The sequence below is a fragment of the Halobacillus alkaliphilus genome (genome assembly GCF_900113125.1).
Lineage (GTDB): Bacteria > Bacillota > Bacilli > Bacillales > Halobacillaceae > Halobacillus > Halobacillus alkaliphilus.
In genome coordinates this window covers 87,185-106,953 of the sequence record NZ_FOOG01000007.1, presented here as the reverse complement: position 1 = coordinate 106,953, position 19,769 = coordinate 87,185, and the positions used below count along the sequence as shown (strand labels likewise).

The 19,769-nt window shown below is 44.1% G+C and carries 24 protein-coding genes and 1 pseudogene; 15 read left to right on the top strand and 10 right to left on the bottom strand.

All coding sequences use genetic code 11. From position 1 onward, the window contains the following. Nucleotides 1-63: 63 nt before the first annotated feature. Entirely contained in the window at nucleotides 64-1,872 is a 1,809-nt protein-coding gene (pepF, locus tag BMZ06_RS06425) for an oligoendopeptidase F (RefSeq protein WP_089751238.1), read from the top strand. A 43-nt stretch (nucleotides 1,873-1,915) separates the two neighbouring features. Here pepF and BMZ06_RS20600 read toward each other — a convergent pair whose 3' ends face one another. From BMZ06_RS20600 to BMZ06_RS06400, 6 genes are all read right to left on the bottom strand, one after another. Then, nucleotides 1,916-2,092, bottom strand: a complete 177-nt coding sequence (locus BMZ06_RS20600) for a hypothetical protein (RefSeq protein ID WP_175477814.1) — start codon at nucleotides 2,090-2,092, stop codon at nucleotides 1,916-1,918. A gap of 96 nt (nucleotides 2,093-2,188) precedes the next feature. Further along, nucleotides 2,189-2,401 (bottom strand): hypothetical protein, encoded by a 213-nt coding sequence (locus BMZ06_RS06420; protein ID WP_089751237.1) that lies wholly within the window; start codon nucleotides 2,399-2,401, stop codon nucleotides 2,189-2,191. Between the two features lie 43 nt (nucleotides 2,402-2,444). Beyond that, nucleotides 2,445-3,257, bottom strand: coding sequence for a hypothetical protein (locus BMZ06_RS06415; protein ID WP_089751236.1), 813 nt, complete (start codon nucleotides 3,255-3,257; stop codon nucleotides 2,445-2,447). Between the two features lie 484 nt (nucleotides 3,258-3,741). Further along, nucleotides 3,742-4,629: a ClpXP adapter SpxH family protein gene (locus tag BMZ06_RS06410; RefSeq protein ID WP_089751235.1), complete on the bottom strand. Its 888-nt coding sequence runs from the start codon at nucleotides 4,627-4,629 to the stop codon at nucleotides 3,742-3,744. After that, entirely contained in the window at nucleotides 4,626-5,027 is a 402-nt protein-coding gene (locus BMZ06_RS06405; RefSeq protein WP_089751234.1) for a globin domain-containing protein, read from the bottom strand. Before BMZ06_RS06405 ends, BMZ06_RS06410 begins: the two co-directional genes overlap by 4 nt. Before the next feature lie 54 nt (nucleotides 5,028-5,081). Continuing rightward, nucleotides 5,082-5,663, bottom strand: a complete 582-nt coding sequence (locus BMZ06_RS06400) for a CYTH domain-containing protein (protein WP_089751233.1) — start codon at nucleotides 5,661-5,663, stop codon at nucleotides 5,082-5,084. 113 nt (nucleotides 5,664-5,776) lie between these two features. Between BMZ06_RS06400 and yjbM the strand changes: the two genes are divergently transcribed. Genes yjbM through BMZ06_RS06385 form a run of 3 tightly spaced genes read left to right on the top strand, consistent with a single transcriptional unit; the run spans nucleotide 5,777 to nucleotide 8,136 of the window. Continuing rightward, the gene (yjbM, locus tag BMZ06_RS06395) at nucleotides 5,777-6,415 is read left to right on the top strand and encodes a GTP diphosphokinase (RefSeq protein ID WP_089751232.1); all 639 of its coding nucleotides are present in this window, start codon (nucleotides 5,777-5,779) and stop codon (nucleotides 6,413-6,415) included. 15 nt (nucleotides 6,416-6,430) lie between these two features. Continuing rightward, on the top strand, nucleotides 6,431-7,246 hold the full coding sequence (locus tag BMZ06_RS06390) for an NAD kinase (protein WP_089751231.1): 816 nt from the start codon (nucleotides 6,431-6,433) through the stop codon (nucleotides 7,244-7,246). After that, entirely contained in the window at nucleotides 7,243-8,136 is an 894-nt protein-coding gene (locus BMZ06_RS06385; RefSeq protein WP_089751230.1) for an RluA family pseudouridine synthase, read from the top strand. The genes BMZ06_RS06390 and BMZ06_RS06385 overlap by 4 nt, the downstream gene beginning before the upstream one ends. Nucleotides 8,137-8,166: 30 nt before the next feature. Here BMZ06_RS06385 and prpE read toward each other — a convergent pair whose 3' ends face one another. Then, entirely contained in the window at nucleotides 8,167-8,901 is a 735-nt protein-coding gene (gene prpE / locus BMZ06_RS06380) for a bis(5'-nucleosyl)-tetraphosphatase PrpE (protein WP_089751229.1), read from the bottom strand. A 260-nt stretch (nucleotides 8,902-9,161) separates the two neighbouring features. Beyond that, nucleotides 9,162-10,334 (bottom strand): FtsW/RodA/SpoVE family cell cycle protein, encoded by a 1,173-nt coding sequence (locus BMZ06_RS06375; RefSeq protein ID WP_089751228.1) that lies wholly within the window; start codon nucleotides 10,332-10,334, stop codon nucleotides 9,162-9,164. A gap of 185 nt (nucleotides 10,335-10,519) precedes the next feature. On the opposite strand from BMZ06_RS06375, the gene mgtE reads away from it, so the two are divergent. The 4 genes from mgtE to BMZ06_RS06355 all read left to right on the top strand — a co-directional run bounded on the left by mgtE (nucleotide 10,520) and on the right by BMZ06_RS06355 (nucleotide 14,310). Then, entirely contained in the window at nucleotides 10,520-11,884 is a 1,365-nt protein-coding gene (gene mgtE / locus BMZ06_RS06370) for a magnesium transporter (RefSeq protein ID WP_089751227.1), read from the top strand. Between the two features lie 16 nt (nucleotides 11,885-11,900). Beyond that, nucleotides 11,901-13,751 (top strand): monovalent cation:proton antiporter family protein, encoded by a 1,851-nt coding sequence (locus BMZ06_RS06365; protein ID WP_089751226.1) that lies wholly within the window; start codon nucleotides 11,901-11,903, stop codon nucleotides 13,749-13,751. A 64-nt stretch (nucleotides 13,752-13,815) separates the two neighbouring features. Next, nucleotides 13,816-14,076 (top strand): hypothetical protein, encoded by a 261-nt coding sequence (locus BMZ06_RS06360; RefSeq protein ID WP_089751225.1) that lies wholly within the window; start codon nucleotides 13,816-13,818, stop codon nucleotides 14,074-14,076. After that, nucleotides 14,077-14,310, top strand: a complete 234-nt coding sequence (locus BMZ06_RS06355) for a hypothetical protein (RefSeq protein ID WP_089751224.1) — start codon at nucleotides 14,077-14,079, stop codon at nucleotides 14,308-14,310. Between the two features lie 418 nt (nucleotides 14,311-14,728). Here BMZ06_RS06355 and BMZ06_RS06350 read toward each other — a convergent pair whose 3' ends face one another. Next, a complete protein-coding gene (locus BMZ06_RS06350; protein WP_089751223.1) occupies nucleotides 14,729-15,607 on the bottom strand; it encodes an alpha/beta hydrolase in 879 nt (292 codons plus the stop codon). Nucleotides 15,608-15,748: 141 nt separating this feature from the next. Here BMZ06_RS06350 and BMZ06_RS06345 point away from each other — a divergent pair, with 141 nt between their 5' ends. Beyond that, nucleotides 15,749-16,861, top strand: coding sequence for a glycosyltransferase family 2 protein (locus tag BMZ06_RS06345; protein ID WP_089751222.1), 1,113 nt, complete (start codon nucleotides 15,749-15,751; stop codon nucleotides 16,859-16,861). Further along, complete coding sequence (locus BMZ06_RS06340; RefSeq protein ID WP_089751221.1) at nucleotides 16,861-17,322, top strand: glycosyl-4,4'-diaponeurosporenoate acyltransferase CrtO family protein; 462 nt, start codon at nucleotides 16,861-16,863, stop codon at nucleotides 17,320-17,322. Before BMZ06_RS06345 ends, BMZ06_RS06340 begins: the two co-directional genes overlap by 1 nt. 65 nt (nucleotides 17,323-17,387) lie before the next feature. Here the strand turns inward: BMZ06_RS06340 and BMZ06_RS06335 are convergent, their stop codons facing one another. Beyond that, complete coding sequence (locus BMZ06_RS06335) at nucleotides 17,388-17,573, bottom strand: hypothetical protein (RefSeq protein WP_089751220.1); 186 nt, start codon at nucleotides 17,571-17,573, stop codon at nucleotides 17,388-17,390. Between the two features lie 168 nt (nucleotides 17,574-17,741). Between BMZ06_RS06335 and BMZ06_RS20595 the strand changes: the two genes are divergently transcribed. The 5 genes and pseudogenes from BMZ06_RS20595 (at nucleotide 17,742) to BMZ06_RS06320 (ending at nucleotide 19,467) form a co-directional block, all read left to right on the top strand. After that, nucleotides 17,742-17,894, top strand: a complete 153-nt coding sequence (locus BMZ06_RS20595) for a hypothetical protein (RefSeq protein WP_175477813.1) — start codon at nucleotides 17,742-17,744, stop codon at nucleotides 17,892-17,894. A 37-nt stretch (nucleotides 17,895-17,931) separates the two neighbouring features. Then, on the top strand, nucleotides 17,932-18,132 hold the full coding sequence (locus BMZ06_RS06330) for a hypothetical protein (RefSeq protein ID WP_089751219.1): 201 nt from the start codon (nucleotides 17,932-17,934) through the stop codon (nucleotides 18,130-18,132). 9 nt (nucleotides 18,133-18,141) lie between these two features. Beyond that, nucleotides 18,142-18,296 (top strand): annotated as a pseudogene (locus BMZ06_RS21265) (helix-turn-helix transcriptional regulator); the annotation flags it as partial. Then, nucleotides 18,283-18,723: a hypothetical protein gene (locus BMZ06_RS06325; protein ID WP_089751218.1), complete on the top strand. Its 441-nt coding sequence runs from the start codon at nucleotides 18,283-18,285 to the stop codon at nucleotides 18,721-18,723. The pseudogene BMZ06_RS21265 and the gene BMZ06_RS06325, both read left to right, overlap by 14 nt. Before the next feature lie 126 nt (nucleotides 18,724-18,849). Further along, nucleotides 18,850-19,467, top strand: a complete 618-nt coding sequence (locus BMZ06_RS06320) for a DUF2651 family protein (protein ID WP_175477812.1) — start codon at nucleotides 18,850-18,852, stop codon at nucleotides 19,465-19,467. Nucleotides 19,468-19,769: the final 302 nt, after the last annotated feature.

Here is a 19,769-nt window from a genome sequence, read left to right as displayed (position 1 = left end):
GAAGGGATTCACACCTGAATCGAGAATTTGTTAGGGTGACGAACTATCTGAAGGAGGATCATGATGGCTGCAACTAAACAATTACCTAAAAGAGAAGAGGTACCCGTAGAAAAAACGTGGGATCTCGAAGCTATTTTTGCTACAGACGAAGAGTGGTATAAAGAGCTGAAAGAAGCAGAGGAACTCCTGCCTGAACTGGATCAATACCGCGGAAAGCTAGGGGAATCTGCCGAGCAGCTTTACAACCTTCTTCATTTTCAAGATAAAATTTCTAATAAAATTGGCCTGCTATTTACCTATGCCCATATGCGCAAAGATCAGGATACAACAAACTCCCATTATCAGGAAATGAATGCTAAAGCGGAAAGCTTATACACGAAGATCGCTTCTGCCATGAGCTTTATTGTGCCGGAAATCTTAGCTCTTCCGGAAGGGAAAATTAAAGGATTCATTAAGGAATATGAACCTCTGAAGTTGTATGAGCATACGCTGGATGAGATTACCCGCCAGAAGGAGCATGTACTTAGTGAGAAGGAAGAAAAACTGCTCGCTGGTTTCTCTGAAATAGGAGCCAATCCATCGCAGACATTTGGAGCTTTAAACAATGCGGATCTTACTTTTCCAACGATCAAGAATGAAGAAGGGGAAGAGGTGGATCTTACTCACGGACGTTATGTCGGTTTTCTTAAATCCGATGATCGTGAAGTACGAAAATCAGCGTTTGAAGCGATGTATGATACGTTTGGTTCTTTCAAAAATACCTTTGCATCGACATTAAGTGGTCATGTGAAGAAAAATAATTTTAATGCTCAGGTTAGAAATTACGAGCGCGCCCGGGAAGCGAAATTAAACAATAATAATATTCCTGAAACGGTGTATGATAATTTAATTGAAGCTGTTAATGAACGTCTGCCGCTACTTCATCGCTATATCGAACTTAGGAAAGAAGTACTCGGATTAGATGAAGTTCATATGTACGATATTTATACGCCGCTTGTTAAGGACGCGGAAATGAAAGTGTCTTATGAGGAAGCCAAAGACCTGGTTCTGAAAGGACTCGATCCGCTCGGGGAGGAATATGTCAATACTGTTAAGGAAGGCTTTGAGAACCGCTGGATTGACGTTGAGGAGAACAAAGGGAAACGAAGCGGTGCTTATTCCTCGGGTCACTACGGAACAAATCCTTATATCTTAATGAACTGGCAGGATAATGTGAATAATTTATTCACACTCGCTCATGAATTGGGACATTCGCTGCACAGCTATTACACGCATGCGAATCAGCCATACCGTTACGGGAACTACTCTATTTTCGTGGCAGAAGTGGCTTCTACATGTAATGAAGCATTGTTGAATGATTACATGCTGAAGAATACGAAGAGTGAGAAGGAACAGCTTTATTTATTGAATAACTTCCTGGAAGGTTTCCGCGGTACCGTATTTAGACAGACGATGTTTGCTGAATTTGAGCACGAGATTCATATGCAGGCTCAAAACGGTGAAGCTTTGACAGCGGATAAGCTGACAGAGATCTACTACGACCTGAATAAGAAATACTTTGGAGACAATATTGTGATTGATGATCATATCGGCCTGGAATGGGCACGTATTCCTCACTTCTATATGGGATATTATGTTTATCAATATGCTACTGGCTACGCGGCAGCTACGGCGCTTGCGGATCAGATTCTTTCTGAAGGCGACACGGCAGTTGAACGATATAAGAGCTTCCTGAAAGCAGGAAGCAGCGATTACCCGATTGAAGTGCTGAAGCAGGCGGGTGTGGACATGACCTCTAAAGATCCAATTTTGTCTGCCCTTGATGTATTTGAAGAAAAGCTGAATGAAATGGAAGAACTGCTTAAAAAATAAGCATATAAAAGACCCGCGTGATCCTTACTGGCACGCGGGTTTTCTAATGAAATCCTTTAAATGTTTTTCTGTGATAAATAAAGGATATGCACACATAAATGGAAATGAAGAGAAGCGGGGAGGTAATGTATAAAGGATATAAACGCATTAAGCCGAATAAGTGAAAACTTCCCAATAACAAAACAGCCAAACCGCAGGCAATAATTTTCCAGACTTTCATAACTCTTCCTCCTTTGATTATATGTATGACAGGTCTTAGCCCGGCTATGCCCACCAGAAATATTTTAGTTGAAAAAACCCTTAGATCGATGGGGATCTAAGGGTTGTTCGGAGGCTTCTTATTATCTGCACGTTCTTTTTTTCTCAATTCCATAATTAAAGCAATAAAGCTAATAAAACCACCAATTGCAAACAAGTAAGAAAATATAGCATGATTTAAAATGGGGTCACCTGTAAGTAAACTGTTCACGCCCCAAAAACATACGATAAGATTTCCGATTAAACCGACGCCAATTCTAATTTTATTCATATATGTCTCCTTCCTCGTGATTCATTCCTATCAAGTAAGGTGCTTACCCATTTAAAGATCGATTCATAAAGAGAAAACTGATGACAGCAAGCAGCAGTCGTTTATTTTTTAACGAGAGCTCGTTCGATAATTCTACGATGTCGTTATCAACGTCCCGGAATAATTCGGTGTATTCATGAGGGAAGCGGCCATTATAAAAATGCGCCCAGCGGTGACCTTCATGATCAGATAAGGAAAAATCACCACTTGTTCCTGAGGTCTTTACGGAGAGTACAGGTCGGTTTTCCTCGTCCTTAAATTCTCCTTTAACATGGAGGAGGCTTTTAAATTCTTCTTGTATATAAGTGCCTGAACGATTTCCTGCTGCATCAAAAATGGCTACCTTCGTTTCCTTAAACCCGTTTCGCCGAAAGGAAAAAAGCTTTTCACCGTCCTGGGTATAAAAGCTGTATGTACTCGGAATGAACGATAAGATAGACTTTTGGAAAAACACAATCGGATGGCCCCACCATGAAAGCTTTTCCGTTTTCAGCATTCCAAAATAGGCTCCGTTTTTTTCGAACGCCATCAGTCGGGGGAGGTTCCCGGCATCGGCTTTCCATACCACATGCTCAGCCTCGAGCAGCGAACCAGTTGATTCGGGGATAGATATATCCTTAACCTTATTATATTTATGATGGCTCGTGCCCGCAATTATCACCATAAAAATAAGGGGGAAAAGCAGGATGGCTGCTTCCAACCATTCTTGACTGGTCTCCGGCTGATTCCATAGCAAATATCCTCCCAAAATTAGAATGAGGGCACCTATAAGGGAATAGGCCAATTTTTCTCTTCTTTTGTACATTTCAGCAATCATTGTTAATCCTTCTTTCTTTTGTCGGGAGTATCGTCATCACCTTGATGACATAGTTGGAGGTGTAAATAAAGATTAGTGTAATAGCTATGGCTCCTAAATAAGCAAATGCCACAGCTGGCACACGTCGTTTATCAGGAAGGCTTCTGCGTGATTATTTGATACCTTCTTTAGCTATGTAAAAACAAAGACAGACAGATAGGGCCGTAATCCATAGCCATTCCTCGTAACCAAAAACAATCCACGCGAAAAAGTAATCTGCGCTGTCGCGCGTAAGTCTCTATTTCATATTATTGTATTACGTTCATTCGCTGGAAAAGTTTCAAGAGAATTACACCCCGGGAGAATTGCGTGTGATGACGACGAAATAGGGGGACCTGACGGCGAAACAGAGGCTGTACACGCTCCAGTCCAATTACGCAAAAAAAACGATACCGAAATCGTTAGACACTGATCTAACCATTTCGGTACCGTTTAAAAATGCTTATTACGTGCCGAGATATTCCCAGAAGGCGCCGTGCTTCACGGGTATTTCACGCGCTTTCTGTTTCAGCACTAATTTTTTCATTTCTTTTTTAGCCTGCTGTTCTGTCCAGTCGTAGACGACCGCAACTTCTTTATTCGCTACAAATCGGTAGTAGTGCAAAAAGTCTTCGAGAGCTGGCTTAATGGCAGGAGTTGGATCCTTTTGAAGCATTTCCTTAAGGACTTTCACGTACACATCATAGGAATACATACCGGTAATTTTAAGACCTGCATCTTCTTCGGATTCGTTAAAAATGACAATGGTCGGCGTTGATTCTACTTCCATTTCGTGCGTTAGTTTTAAGTCGCAGTTCAAGGCGTTGCGGGCGGCATCGGAATGAAGATCCTTCTTAAATTCCTCTACATCCAGACGGCTCTTACTAGCGCATTCAATTAATACATCTTCATCGGAGATATTTTGTTTTTCCAGGAAAACATACTCCTGAATTTTTCTGAGAAACCGCATGCCCGCTTTTTTACCTTGCAGCTCGGCTGCTTTTACAGCAAGAGAAGCCGCAAAGGGGGAGGAAACCGGATTCTCAATCCAAACATCACCATCACAGCACATGCCGGTGCGGGAAGTAGTGCTGTCCCACGCTTTTTTCAGATTTTCAGGTTTCTTTACTTTGTTCTGCTGAAAGGAAGTCAACTTCCCGCTTATAATTGGACGGATGGTAAAGAAGCGGCCGTACTCGATAGTGAGTTTTTTTAAGAATGGTTCAAGTGACCAGCATTCAGGACAGAGCGGATCGATAAACACATAGATTTCTATGGGCCGCTTTAATAAATTGAAAAAACCGCTGGCTGTTCCTTGGGTGTCGTTATTGCTGCTCAAGCTTTTCCAACTCACTTCGATTCTCCTTTCTCCTCTTCTGGTGTGTTCATCATGTGGTTTGCTGTCATCGTTAATCGTTCAAATATAGCAGACCGGTAAGGCTCTTCAATAGAAACCTCGTTTAAAGCGCCTGACATACAAGACAGCCAGGCGTCTCTTCGAGTTGGTGTAATTTCAAAAGGCAGATGTCTGGCTCTCAGCATCGGGTGACCGTGCTCTTCGATGTAAAGAGGAGGGCCGCCGAAGAACTGAGTCAAAAACTGCTTCTGCTTCCGCGCCGTTTCTGTTAAATCTTCCGGAAAGATCGGAATTAAATCCGGATGGCTGCTTACTCGGCTGTAAAATGCTTCGACAAGCTCTGATATTTTTTCTTCACCAAGCGCCTCATAAATCGTTCCAGGTCGCTGTACCATAAAATCCCTTCCTGTCTGTTAATCCATTTTAGCAATGGGTGTGTGCTACGGCAACTATTCTGATTCTTGCCGGGCTTTATAAAAGCGTTTAATCTTATTATCTGTTTCCCTTTCAGGAATATTGCATTGATTTAATATTTGGGAAAAAACGTTTTTCCCTTGTTCTTTCGATTTAGCTTCGAGTTCCAGCTCAAAATCTTCCTGATCATAATAGAGGCTGTGATCGAGGACGAGAAGGGTATCCTTGTACTCGATTTCCTTTCTTCTTGTGGTCAGGGAACCAAGGAACTTCAAGTCATCCACTGAAACTCCAAGCTCATCCAGTTGTTTCCCGACATTTGGTTTCTCCACCATGCGGTTTTGAATCCATAAATCTGCCTCATGTTCAGACAAGGAGTCATGGGTCTCAAGCAGACCTTCAGGATGAGGCTGTTTCAGGGTCAGCGTCCATTGATTATTTTTCTTCCTGATGCGGAGAGCAGCCCCTAGACTGCGAAGCTTTAAATCATCTGATTCAAAATAATAGTTGGTTTGCTCCACGAATTCAACTGATTCGAATGGGTATAATTGGTGTACTCGATCGTACTCATCCTTCGTGAGCAGGTTCTTATATTCAATTTCGATTTCCTGTGACAATTTAGAATGCCTCCTTTATCATTTCTGATGTGACTTAACTTTATGATACAATGAATGCAGGAGAAAACGCACATATTTACTATACAGATTGGATACATAAAGGTGGGCGCAAGATGAATTGGGATATATTTATAGCACCTTATGGACAAGTAGTTGATGAACTAAAAGTAAAATTAAAGGGAATGCGCCAGCAGTTTGAATATGAAATGGAGCAGTCCCCGATTGAATTTGTCACAGGTCGCGTAAAACCAAGATCAAGTATCATTGAAAAAGCCAGAAGAAAAGCCATTAATCCTGAAAACATAGAAAAAGAACTTCAGGATATAGCGGGTGTGCGTGTAGTCTGTCAATTTGTAGATGACATTTATGCTGTCGTGAACATGCTGAAAAACCGTCACGACTTCAAGATCGTCGAAGAGAAGGATTACATCTCCCGGAAAAAAGAGAGCGGTTACAGGTCCTACCATGTAATTATTGAGTATCCAGTCGAGACCATTCATGGAGAAAAGATGGTGTTAGCAGAAATTCAAATCCGTACGCTGGCTATGAATTTCTGGGCGACCAACGAACACTCCTTAAATTATAAATATGCAGGAAAAATACCATCAGAAATTAAGAGCCGGTTAAAACGGGCCGGCGAAGCAGCCTTCCGCCTGGATGAAGAAATGTCCAAGATTAAAAGTGAAATCCAGGAAGCTCAGAAAGTATTTTTGCGTAAAGAAGACCAGAAAAACCATACTAAAAAGAAGTAGAGGAGTGGGCAGAAGATGAAATTCTCGATCCTTTCCAAAGGCGACCAGAAATCAAATGAAATCCGATCCAAAATCAAAAATTATTTAACTGAATTCCAGCTGGAATACGATGAGGACGAGCCTGATCTTGCTATCTCTGTGGGAGGCGACGGTACGTTATTAGAAGCTTTTCACACCTATGTTCACCGCCTTGATCAAACGGCGTTTATCGGAATTCATACCGGACACTTAGGCTTCTATGCCGACTGGATGCCTGAAGAGCTGGAAAAGCTGATTATTGAAATTGCGCGAACGCCTTTCCAGGTAGTTGAATACCCGCTTCTTGAAGTCACCATCCGCCCGAAAGACGGGGAAGAGGAAGATAGGTACCTGGCATTAAATGAATGTACCATTAAGACTTCAGAAGGGTCGGTCGTTTTTGATATCGAAATTAAAGGCGATCATTTTGAAACCTTCCGAGGGGATGGACTTTGCATTTCCACGCCATCCGGCAGTACCGCTTATAACAAAGCGCTCGGCGGCGCGATTCTCCATCCTTCACTTGAAGCGATTCAGATTGCGGAGATGGCTTCCATTAATAACCGGGTGTTCCGTACTATCGGTTCTCCGCTAATTCTACCGAGCCATCATACCTGCTTATTAAAGCCGTTGAACGACCGAAGCTTTCTGATTACGATGGATCATATTACACGCACATACAAAGATGTGAAGTCAATCCAGTGCCGTGTGGCGACTGAAAAAGTCCGTTTTGCCCGCTTCCGTCCGTTTCCTTTCTGGAGACGTGTGCATGATTCCTTCGTATCTGATGAGTACTCTCATTCTAAAGAGTGAATACGGTTACCAAAAGTTGGCGCGTTCCGCCTGAGGCGTCAGGTCAGACTGTTAGAGATTTTCTGCAAAAACGGGCGGATTTCTCCCGCCAGCTGATTAAGCGAGTGAAAACGGCAGAATCGATTTACGTCAATCACGAGCCCGCTTCTCTTAAACAAAAAGTGGATTCGAAGGCTGTGGTTACCGTTTATTTTCCGGAAGAAGTTCGCGGCGAGAGGATGACTCCTGAAGAAGGAGCACTTGCGATTCGCTATGAGGACGAAGATGTGATTGTGCTGGATAAGCCTTCCTCAGTTCCGGTCGTTCCATCTTCCCACCATGAAGGCTCTTCCATCGCAACCCGGCTGCTTCATCACTACGATAAGCACAGTCTTTCCAATACGGTTCATATCGTGACAAGGCTGGACCGTGAGACGTCGGGACTTATGCTTGCTGCGAAGCACGCCTACAGTCACCGGCTGCTAACGTTTGGAAAAAGCAGGGTCGATCGCTTTTACACGGCACTGGTAAAAGGAAGGCTCGAGGGTGAAGGAGTCATTGAAACGCCGATTTCCCGGAAACCAGGCTCCATTGTGGAACGGACCACCTGTGCAGATGGTAAACCATCGAAGACGTTATATACGGTTCTGGAAAGCGACGAACAGCATACGCTCGTCAGACTAAAGCTTGAGACCGGGCGAACCCATCAGATTCGTGTCCATATGGCCTCTATCGGTCATCCGCTCGTGGGGGATACTTTATACGGAGAGACAGAAGATCTTCCCTGGAGCGGTCAGGCTCTTCATTGTCATGAACTTGCTTTTGATCACCCATGGACAGGCGAGCCTATGTCTTTTACCTCCGGGATCCCTGAAGAGTGGAAACGTTATATGATGACATGTAAATACTAAAAAAATCAGACCCCGCATGGAGTCTGATTTTTAGTATCTGAATTTCTCTTCAACGAGCGGCATCGAGGAAGGGACACGAACCAGTTCTTCTTCCGGCAGGCGGAACGCCGTTAGTTCGCCTCCAAACACGCAGCCCGTGTCAATATTTGCGGTTTTATTAACGAAGCGAGGTTCACGTACAGGCGTGTGCCCATAAACGACCCACAAGTCACCGTCATAATGCTGAGCCCAGTCTCTTCGAACAGGACGTCCGTCCGGGAGCTTTTCTCCTGTAATGTCGCCATACAATACAAAGGTTTTCACCTTTTTATCATTTTTTCCGATATCTTCTCTGCGGATGCCGGCATGGGCGATTACTGCGTCCGCTTCTTCCAGTACGTGATAGAGAGGGGATTGTTCTACCAGCGTCATAAACTGCTTACGCACCTTTTTTTGTTCACGGGTGGATAAGCTCCGGTATTCGTCTGCCGTGGTTTCTAAACCGTGGGTTTCCTCTACAGGGTTGCCGAGGAAAAACCGGTACAGTTTATTGCAATGGTTGCCGGGCACATAGAGCGCCGTTTTTTCTTCTAATACTAACTGGCAGACGAAACGAATGCACTCCACTGATGCAGGGCCGCGATCCGTAATGTCACCTACAAAGACCGGCGTGCGTCCGTCGGGATGATAAGGAAGGCCGTTTTCCCATTCGTAGCCAAGTTTCGTAAATAGCTGCTTTAATTCATCGAGGCAGCCATGCACATCGCCAATTACATCAATTTTCATCATCATTCTCCTTCCAATGAATCTTTATGAGATAACCAGATTGTTCTTTTATAAAGCCCTGTTAAAGCTTTTTGTTAATTTTTATAGGAGGCTTATTACGATAATGGGTCGGGTTCCCCGCAGGACCTAGTTCTCTCTAGAGACCTCGAAATTAAGTCTTACGCACCGGGAGCTTAACTGTAAAATCAACACAGAAGCTTACCAAAGCCAATAAAAAAGGCGGGAAGTCTTTTACAAAGCTTCTCCACCTTTTGTTTACCTTATTCAAACATATAAGATTTTGTACGGGATTTTACATTGAGCACAAGTCCGATTGCGAGCATATAAGCGAGTGTCGAGCTTCCTCCGTAACTGAGGAAGGGCAGCGGAAGTCCTGTAATCGGAAGCAGCTGAATGGACATGCCGATATTCTGAAAGACTTGAAACGCAATCATTCCTACGACACCAACGATTAAATAGCTTCCAAACGCATCGTTACTTTCGAGAGCGATTTGGATCATCCGATAGACCAGAAGGAAAAACAGCGTGACGACAATACTTGAGCCTACGAACCCAAACTGTTCAGAAACCGCGGTGAAGATCATATCGGTATGTCGTTCGGGCACCATCACTTCAAAGTTTCCCGAACCTTTACCGGTCAGCTGGCCAGAGCCGATCGCGGTGATGGCTTTGATCAGCTGCAGGCCGGCGCCGAGCTCGTACTTTTCAGGCTGAAGCCAGCCGTAGAAACGGGAGTCCACGTGGGCAAATACGGATTCTTCAAAGAAGGTGGTAACTTTTGTAATATTAAATAGGAACGTAGTCGCAACAGCTGCAATAACGACTAGTACGGATGAGACGATCGAGAGCAGAATTTTCCATTGAATACCGGATACTAAAATCATAAATGCTGTGATGGATACTAACACAAGGAAGGTACCTAAATCCGGCTGCACCGCAATAAGTCCCATGGGAACTATGGAAAGAAGCATCAGCTTTCCGAGCAGCTTAAGATCTGTCTTAACGGTTTTCATCCGGGTTTTTTCATTATGTTTAACAATCACATGAGCAAGTGTAATGACAAGGAAAACCTTCATAAATTCGGAGGGCTGAATGGTGCCGATCCCTGGTAACTTAAACCAGCTCCAGGCTCCGCCTGAATAGTGAACGAGCCCCGGCGGGAATTTAAAGAAAAGCATAAGCAAGGCCGCGAGACCAAATCCGTACAGCCCCCAAACGATTTGATGAAGACGGTCATAATCCAAAACCATAGCCATGCCTGCGACTATGCTTCCAAGTATGTACCAGACGATTTGTTTCATATAAGAACCTTGATCTCCAGCGCCTAAGTAAGGATCTACGGTGTAAAGGGTATAGCAGCTGATGATTCCAAAGGCCAGGACAATGAATATAATGGTAAAATCAATCGGTGAAGTTTGCTGATTATCATTCATGAATGTTCCCTTTCTATCAAGCAATCTGTTAAACTACGGTTATAATTGTAAGTGTACATGATTCTTCCAATAATTTTAAGTCAACTTTATGATTTAATGAAAAGAAAATACTTTCGTTGACAAACGTCCAGTAGGCAATTAAGATTAAACGGTCAAAAACGAACAGAACGTCAAGGAGGGGAGCTATGGAACACTTAGATGACCAGGAGCGCCAAGAAGTTTGGGATACTATAAAGGATGCGCTTTTTAACGATTACATTGACCAATTCCGCGCCGAGTTTCTAGAACTCCACCCTTATGATCAGGCTATGATTTTCGAGGGATTAGATGTTGATGTTCGTATGCAGATCTATACGTATCTATCTCCCGAAGAAGTAGCCGATTTCATGGAGCACATTGATTATGAGGAAATCGAGCCGTTTTTCTCTGAAATGGATCCCAGATTTGCGGCCCAGGTATTCGCAGAGATGTCTACGGATGATGCGGTAGATATTTTTAATGAACTGGATAAAGACAAAGTGGCAAGCTTCCTGACCATTATGGATAAGGAAGCGGCACAGGAAATAAAGGACTTGCTGCACTACGAAGAGAAAACCGCGGGCTCTATTATGACCACGGAGTTCGTCATCGTGGAAGCCGGCATGTCGATCAGGGAAGCGATGCTTCATTTAAGAAAAGAAGCGCCTGATGCCGAAACAATTTATTACACCTATGTCATTGACGAAGACAAGCGTCTAGTTGGGGTTATTTCGCTTCGTGATTTAATTATCTCGGAAGACGACTGGCTCATCTCGGACGTGATGAATGAACGAGTGGTGTCCGTTTCTGTAGCCGAAGACCAGGAAGAAGTCGCCAGGATGGTAAGAGATTATGATTTTCTTGCCCTTCCCGTTGTTGATTTCCAAAACCACCTGCTCGGCATTATTACGGTCGATGATATTATGGACGTTATGGAAGAAGAGGCAAGTGATGACTATTCCAAGCTTGCAGGTATTTCCGACGTCGACAGTCCGGATGAAAATGCTTTTGATTCAGCTAAAAAAAGGCTGCCCTGGCTTGTTATTCTACTATTTTTGGGCAGTATAACGGCAAGCCTCATCGGCCGCTTTGAAGAAACTCTTGATAAGGTGGCGATTCTCGCGATCTTCATTCCGCTCATTGCCGGAATGGCCGGGAATACAGGCACCCAGGCTCTTGCCGTAGCCGTACGTGGGATTGCAACCGGTGAAATTGATAAACAGGGTAAGACGAAGATGATGCTGCGAGAAGCCGGAACTGGATTGATCACAGGAATTTCCTGCGGGGTTCTCATTACTATCGTCGTTTATTTCTGGCAGGGAAACTTCTTTTTAGGCTTACTCGTCGGACTTTCCATTTTATCGACGTTGATTGTAGCCACCTTGGCTGGTTCTCTCGTACCTCTCATCATGCATCGATTTAATATCGATCCTGCTGTTGCATCAGGACCATTCATCACGACCATCAATGACATCATTTCCATACTGATTTATTTCGGTATGGCGACAGCATTTATGAATTTACTCATCTAGTGGAAGGAGGGCGAGTATGGAACATGGAGCTTCAGTAACTTCCTTAGTTATTGTCATACTAGCTGCATTTATCACTCCCATCTTATTGCATCGATTTAAACTGAACATGATTCCCGTCGTAGTCGCTGAGATTATCGTCGGACTAATTATAGGAAAAAGTGGTTTCGATATCGTGGAACAAGGAAGCTGGCTTGAGATTTTATCAACGCTCGGCTTCATCTTTCTTATGTTTCTTAGCGGTCTCGAAATTGACTTCTCCATTTTTGCCAGAAGAAAGAAAAGGGCTAAGCCCGAAAATAAAGGGACAGGAGCTCCCAATCCGGTTATTGTCGCTTTAATTGTATTTGCCGGAATATTCGCCATCTCCCTGGGCTTATCCTATCTATTTGTGCTGGCTGGCTTTATAGACAATGCTTTCTTAATGACGCTGATCATATCAACCGTATCGCTTGGAGTTGTTGTACCGACGCTTAAGGATGCGCAGATGATGAAGTCAACGATAGGCCAAACCATTCTTCTGGTTGCCGTTATCGCTGACCTTGCGACGATGATTCTATTAGCCGTCTTTGTATCGCTCTACGGCGAAAGCGAAGGCAATACGTGGCTGCTGCTGATCTTATTTATTGTGGGTGTTCTCCTATATTTTGTCGGTAAGCAATTCCGCCACCAGTCCTTTGTGGAAACAATGGCCAAAGGTACGATTCAAATCGATACACGTGCAGTCTTTACACTGATTATCCTGCTCGTAGCCTTATCCGAAACCGTAGGAGCCGAGAACATTCTAGGTGCGTTCCTGGCGGGTACCCTCGTTTCTCTCTTGTCTCCGAACCAGGAGATGGTGAAGAAATTGGACAGCTTTGGCTATGGTTTTCTGATTCCGATCTTCTTTGTAATGGTCGGTGTAGATATTGATATTTGGAATTTGTTTACCGATAACCGTGTTGTCATACTCATTCCATTACTATTCATCGCGCTGCTTGTATCGAAAATCGTACCTGCGCTGATTTTGAAAAAATGGTATGATACGCGCACGGTGCTCAGTACAGGGTTTATTCTTACCTCCACGCTCTCCCTTGTAATTGCGGCTGCAACGATTGGGGAGAGAGAAGGCATGATTGATGCTCAGATGGAAGGCGCGCTGATTTTAGTAGCGGTGCTCACCTGTCTGGTCGCTCCGATTGTCTTTAAGAAGATTTATGGCAAATTTGAGGATGAACAGCCTAAGACGGTGGTCTCCTTTATCGGCTCCAACAGGATGACGCTGCCGGTCGTCCGCGAGCTTGATATCAACTCATATGAGACCCACTTGTATCATACAAAAGTAGATAAAATTGATGACAAAATCAGCCGTTCCTGTTTTGATATTAAAGAACTTGACGGCTATAATGTGGAAGCTATGAAAGAATTCGGAGTATTTGAAGTTGATCTGCTGGTCGCTTCAACGGGCGATGAAGAGAAGAACGCTGAAATCGCACGCTTTGCGAAGGAAGAAGGAGTGGAGCGGGTCATTGCCCGTGTGGAATCTCCAGAACTGACTTCCGAGCTGAAAGAGCTTAAGGTCAGCGTATTCTCTGTATTCCTATCATCCAAAGCTCTCCTGAAAGCGATGATCGAAGCACCGAACGTCGTCGATATCATTACAAAACAGGAAAGTGCTCTCTACCAGATCAACATGAACAACTCTTCCTATAACGGAGTTTATCTCCGTGAATTCCCGTTTACCGGAGACGTAATCATGGTCCGTATTTTCCGTGGCAAAGACTCCATTGTGCCGCACGGGGACACGGAGCTTAAACTGGGTGACCGTCTCATTGTGACGGGATCGAGTGAGTATGTAGATGAACTGAAAATGGATCTTGAATATTAAATGATTAGGGATCTCCTTTCGATAAGAAAGGGGATCTTTTTTTATGTAGTGGATTACCTCTGATTTGTCCGAATCGGGTCGTGCTGGGGTGGAATTGGGCCGTGGTGGAGTGGGATTGAGCCGTGGCGGAGCGGAATTGTGCCGTGCTGGGGTGGGATTGGGCTGTGGCGGAGCGGAATTGTGCCGTGGTGGGGTGGGATTGGGCCGTGGCGGAGTGGAATTGGGCCGTGCTGGAGTGGAATTGGGCCGTGGTGGGGTGGGATTGGGCCGTGCTGTGGTGGAATTGGGCCGTGGTGGGGTGGAATTGAGCCGTGGTGGAGCGTGATTGAGCCGTTCTGGGGTGGAATTGGGCCGTGGTGGGGTGGAATTGGGTCGTGGCGGAGCGGAATTGAGCCGTGCTGGGGTGGAATTAAGCCGTGCTGTGGTGGAATTGGGCCGTGGCGGAGCGGAATTGAGCCGTGCTGGAATGGAATTGGGCCGTGCAGGAATGGAATTGGGCCGTGGTGGAGCGGAATTGAGCCGTGCTGGAGTGGAATTGGGCCGTGATCAGATGAAATAGAACCCTCGCCAACTGAGATAGGGAGATAGTTTATAAAACGTCTTTTATTGAAACTCCTGTATTGAAAAAACGTATGCATACTATGGAGTTTAGTAAGGAGGAGAAGGATCACCTTACTTGTTGACCTGACATGTAATTGTTGAAACTTACTTTATTGAAGGCGTATTGTAAAAAGAAATTGGACCGTGCGCTTCGATAGAGGATTCTCACCGTGTGAGCATGTGTGACCTTTGTCAGTCAACGTGTGTGTTAGGCTAGACGAGATACGAGGTTTTTCTTATATGGTAAAGAGATTCAAGAACAGATGAAGCTGCCGGTACACGTTTAAATGTGTCCATAGCAGCTTTTGTATTGATAAGTGGCGTATTTACTGAAATCTTTACGTTGCTTTTTTAATCAATGCAAACAGGCTTCAATCTTAAGACTGAATGGTTTTTCTGATTTCATCTTCAATCATTGCCCATGCTTCCTGGGCTTTTTGCTCAGGTCCTAAATGAGTGAAGGCGTGATAGCAGTCTTCAAAAACTTCGTGTCTCACGGGTACGCCGGCGTCTCTTAATTTGGCTGCGTATGTTTCAGCTTCCCGGGAGAAAGCGTCATATTCCGCCGCAATTACAAGCGCCGGGGCTAGCTTGTCTGTATGGGGAGCTAAAACGGGCGAAGCAAGTGGATGTTCCGCCTGGTTTCGTTCCGGTACATAGCATAAGTTGAGAAAATGGGCAGCCTGAGGGAAACGGGCACGACCGGGATCGCCTTCTGGTTTATCAGCATGCGGGGTAACGAAATCAAGCATGGGACAGATCAGCACCTGGAGGAGAGGCTGTGGTTCTTTGCGCTCCTTCAGCAATAGACAGAGCGCTGCCATAATGTTTCCACCCGAACTTTGCCCGCCGACCATGATTTTTTCTGGATCAATCTTAAGGTCTTCAGCATGATCTTTAACCCAGTGCAGCAGCTGGTAGGACTGCTCTAAAGGCCCTGGAAAAGGATATTCCGGTGCTTTGGCATAGTCAACATTGATAACAACGGAGCCCGTATTGTTCGCGATCTGACGGCAGTATGGATCATCCATCTCTTTGGAATTCATAATGAAGGCACCGCCATGCAGGTTAATGTAGACAGGCAGATTTTTTTCGGCTGCTCCTTTTGGATAATAGCAGGATATATATGTATCTTTCACATCAGTTTCAACGAGAATGTCCTTTTTTTCCTGGACGGGCTGTATAGGAACCATTGGTGTATTCAGAGATTGATCTGAAAAGAAACGGAGTGTATTGGCTATAATAGATTTATACATAATGAACCCCCTGTTTTTTAATTGCTTATACCCGGCATGAAAGGAAGATAATCGTGGAGATCTTCAGGACGCAAGGTATAACAGACGATCGCGCTGATTCGCGACCGCAACACTAGTTTACATACAAAATAAGCATGCACTATGCTTAAGAAAGATGAGGTGATCGCCATGTGGTTTATGTTCCTGGCCATAATTTCAACTCTGCTGCTTTTTTGGCAGAGGGTTTCATTTCCTATTCAAGAACCTCGAAAAACGAGTACATACTCGATTATTATACCAGCACGTAATGAAGAAGAAAATTTAAAACGCTTACTTCCTTCCATTCTTGCAACGAAGAGTGACCAAAGGGAAGTGATCGTCGTGGACGACCATTCAGAAGACCAGACCCGTGCGGCGGCAGAATCCTTTGGAGTTAAAGTCATCAGCAATCCGCCTTTACCGGAAGAGTGGATGGGGAAATCCTGGGCTTGTTATAACGGTGCAAAAATAGCAAAAGGAAAGACTTTGTTTTTTCTGGATGCAGACACATGGTTTTCCAAACACGGACCGGAAAGAATCATCCAGTTTACAGAGAAAAAAGGACGGAACGCTTTAGTTACGGTGCATCCTTATCACTACATGCATTCATTCTGGGAAAAGTTTTCTTCTATTTTCCACCTGGTCGTGTTTGCTTCCTCAGGAATCACGATGATTGTGAAGGACCAGATAAGCAGGCATGGAGGCTTCGGCCCTTGTTTAATTATTCCGACAGAGACGTACTGGGAGCTTGGCGGCCATGATTCAATCCGCAGTGAAATTGTGGAACACCTGGCATTCGCAAGACATGCGGAATCCAGAGACATACAGACCTATGCCTTCAGCGGCAGACATGTTGTGAACATGCGTATGTATGAAGCCAGTCTGAAAGCGGTGGTTGAAGGGTGGTCAAAAAGCTTTGCTTCAGGAGCAAAAACGGCATCGCCATGGATGACTGCGGCTGCGATTATCTGGATCACGGCTGTGATCTCTTACCTGCTTAACATTCCTGAGATGGGGTGGTGGAGCGTGATCGGTTATGTAATTCTTGCTTTCTGGCTCGGCCGCACGCTCCGGGAAATGGGGAATTTCAAGTGGTATGATGCGCTCCTTTTCCCGCTGCATTTCCTATTCTTTGTCGTTCTGTTTGGCTATTCCATTTTGAAAACCTTCTTTTGGAAGGAATCAACTTGGAAGGGCCGGAATATATCCGGTAAGAATAAGAGAGGGTCGTCCTGATGGTTACAAAGATTATTATTGCCTGGGTAATGATCCATATAAGCGTGAGCGTACTTGTATCTCAACTGCCCGCTTCCATGGTTTTATTTTTCTCCAGACTATATGAATTAAAAAATTGGGAGAAAAACGGACGGGTGTACGAACAACTGAAAATAAAGAAATGGAAGCATCTTCTTCCTGAAGCCAGGAAATGGGTGAATCAGGGAAAGGGGAAGACGGCGGCTCACCTGCGAACTGAAAAGGACTTTCAAGCCTTAGCCCTGCAGACCAGCCGATCCGAACTGTCCCACTGGGCTCAAATCCTTCCGTCTCCAGTGTTTTTTTTCTTCCTGCCCGTCTGGGCCGGATGGGTTATGGTTCTCTACGCTATTTTATTTAATTTGCCCTTTATCGTTGTACAGCGCTATAACCGTACCCGTTTGGAACGATTCAGGAAAGTTTACGAAAAGAAACAGCGGTGACGTGCTGCATCACACAAAAAGGGACGGAAAGCCGTGTGATACGCTTCCGTCCCTAACATATTCATTTAGAAATTTTTCATATTTTTTGGATCGGCCGATTTTGCTGCGGCACCTTCAGATCTGTAGATCTCTTCCATTGCCTTCTGCTCATCAACCACCGGAACGAGGCGCGTCTGCTCCCTGCGTTTTTGTTCAAAATGAACGGACAGGATAATCAATCCAGCTGGTAGTAACAACCATAACCACAACATCTAATCCCGCCTTTCTCGGATCTATACGATCCTATGTATTGTATTCCCTTCTGAACATTATTTATCCCTCCTTTTCATGGAAAATCTGCCATTCCTGTTAATGGATGAAAGAAAAAATGAAACGATCGAAGCGGTCGGACCGTACGTAAGGAAAGGAAGTGATCAGCTATGATGAGACTTATGTTTATGATCGGAGCGCTTGTCCTCCCGGTTTCATTGTTCTTTGACCAGGCAGCTGCCGGAATCTTAATTTCGCTGTTCTTTCTGTTTACGGCAGCTTATTTCAGCAAACCAAGATTTAATCGTTCGAAAAGAAGCTGAATATTTATAGCGTGTTCGATTTCTTGGAGGTGGTAAAGTGGGAAAGCACTACGTTAGAACTTCTCTGATCATTGGAATAGTTGTGTTTATCATTAGCGTGTTCGTCTTAGTAGCGGTAGGCTCGCCTGCTCCTTATCTGGGTAGCTTAGTCGTGGGTTTTATCGTATGGGAAATCAGCTTTTATCATTTGTTTGCGAAGGATAGGGATAAGCGTAATATCTCACCCGGTAGAAATTAGCCTAGAGGCGGCGCGACCCGGCAGACCATCAGTCTAATTGAGAGTTGAGAAAAAAGTATAATCCATCATTATAGCTATGCCTTGAGATTTATTATGCGGTGAATAAGACGCTGGACGAAGTATTCTGGATAGAGAAGGAGAGCGGAACCAATGGAAAGAATTAAAGATGAACGGCTGCAGCTAAGGAACTTAAAAAACATTCGGATCGTTTATATCATACAGACATTTGGAATTTTAGCCATCCTTGCCTACGATCTTGTAACGAAAGGTATGGATGGAATGACAGGAAATCCTTTGTGGGCCGTTTTTATGATTTCAGCCGTGGTGAATGCGTACTTAATGATGAACATTAGTGTGGATCATGAAAAGCAAAAGTCACCAGAGAAGAGCCTATACATATCGTTGGCTGTCGTTAGTATCCTTGCTATTTTAAGTGGAGTATTGATGACATTAATCGGAACGAATGGGATAGGGAGCGGCTTCTTAATTGGCGGCATTATTTTAGTCTGTTCCCTGGTGCCTGTGATCTATATTTACTTATTAAGAAAGAGGAAGATCGAAGACGAGGATGAAGAGGAGCTTTCCAGTTAATTATCTCTTTTAATAAGACAGAAGTTCTGATGGATCAGGACTTCTGTCTTTTTTTATGTGGATATATTGAAAAAGTGGTTATTTAAGTGTAATATTACACTAAAACTCAATGGGAGGATGATGTGTATGTACTTAATCCCACTTGTTCTATTTATGTTTCCGATGCTTGCTTTTGTGATGGGGGTTCTAGGCCGCGCTCTTTTTAACAAGCTGTTTATTGCACCTGCCATCGTATTTGGTCTTTCCCTAATGGCTCAATTCCTGTACTTAAGTTTTTCTTTTTTCACGTGGACCCTCATCTATACAGCCCTTGCCTTTTCAGGTAGTCTGATCGCTCATTTTCTCCTCCGGAAATTTCAACCCAGCCGTAAAGTTCAAAAGACAAGTATGATCATTCTTCTGGGAGCTGTCCTTATTCCTGCATTTATTTTTACCATATCTAGACCGGTAAATGCCGTGCTGATGGAGAAAAAAGTGGAGAAACACCTGCTGGAAGAAGAATACTCGTCCAGTGACATTTACTCCATTGAAACTTTTAATGATGGCAAACGTAATACCAGTCGGACTGAACCTATTATTGCGGAGGTTGTTTTTACAAATGACCCTGGCCATACATATCGTTATATCGAATTAAAAAAGGAAAACCGAGTCGTGCAGATGTGTGAATATGAGAGGAGCCCGAACTTTTTTACAAACGAGTATACTGAGGAGCGGCCGCATATGGTTAGAGGCTGCTTTGAATAAGGATGGCAGCGGAGCGCTTAAAAGCTCAAAATGTTATTTAAATGTTCCTGACTTCTGCTCCGGACCACCTAATAAGGTCGAGGAGATTAGTCTTAAAAAAAAGGGAACAGCTTAAAACGTACTCAATTAAACGGATGTTGAATAAGTAACATCTTTAATTTTAAATTTTTGTTAGGGTGGTTTGATCAAATTTTCAGCTTATTTTTTAGTAGTAGTTGGTGGTTTTTCTACTGTATTCGGCTTATTTCCAGTTATTTTTCTATATCCCTATAAGTTCAGTTCAACATCAAATTATTTAATGT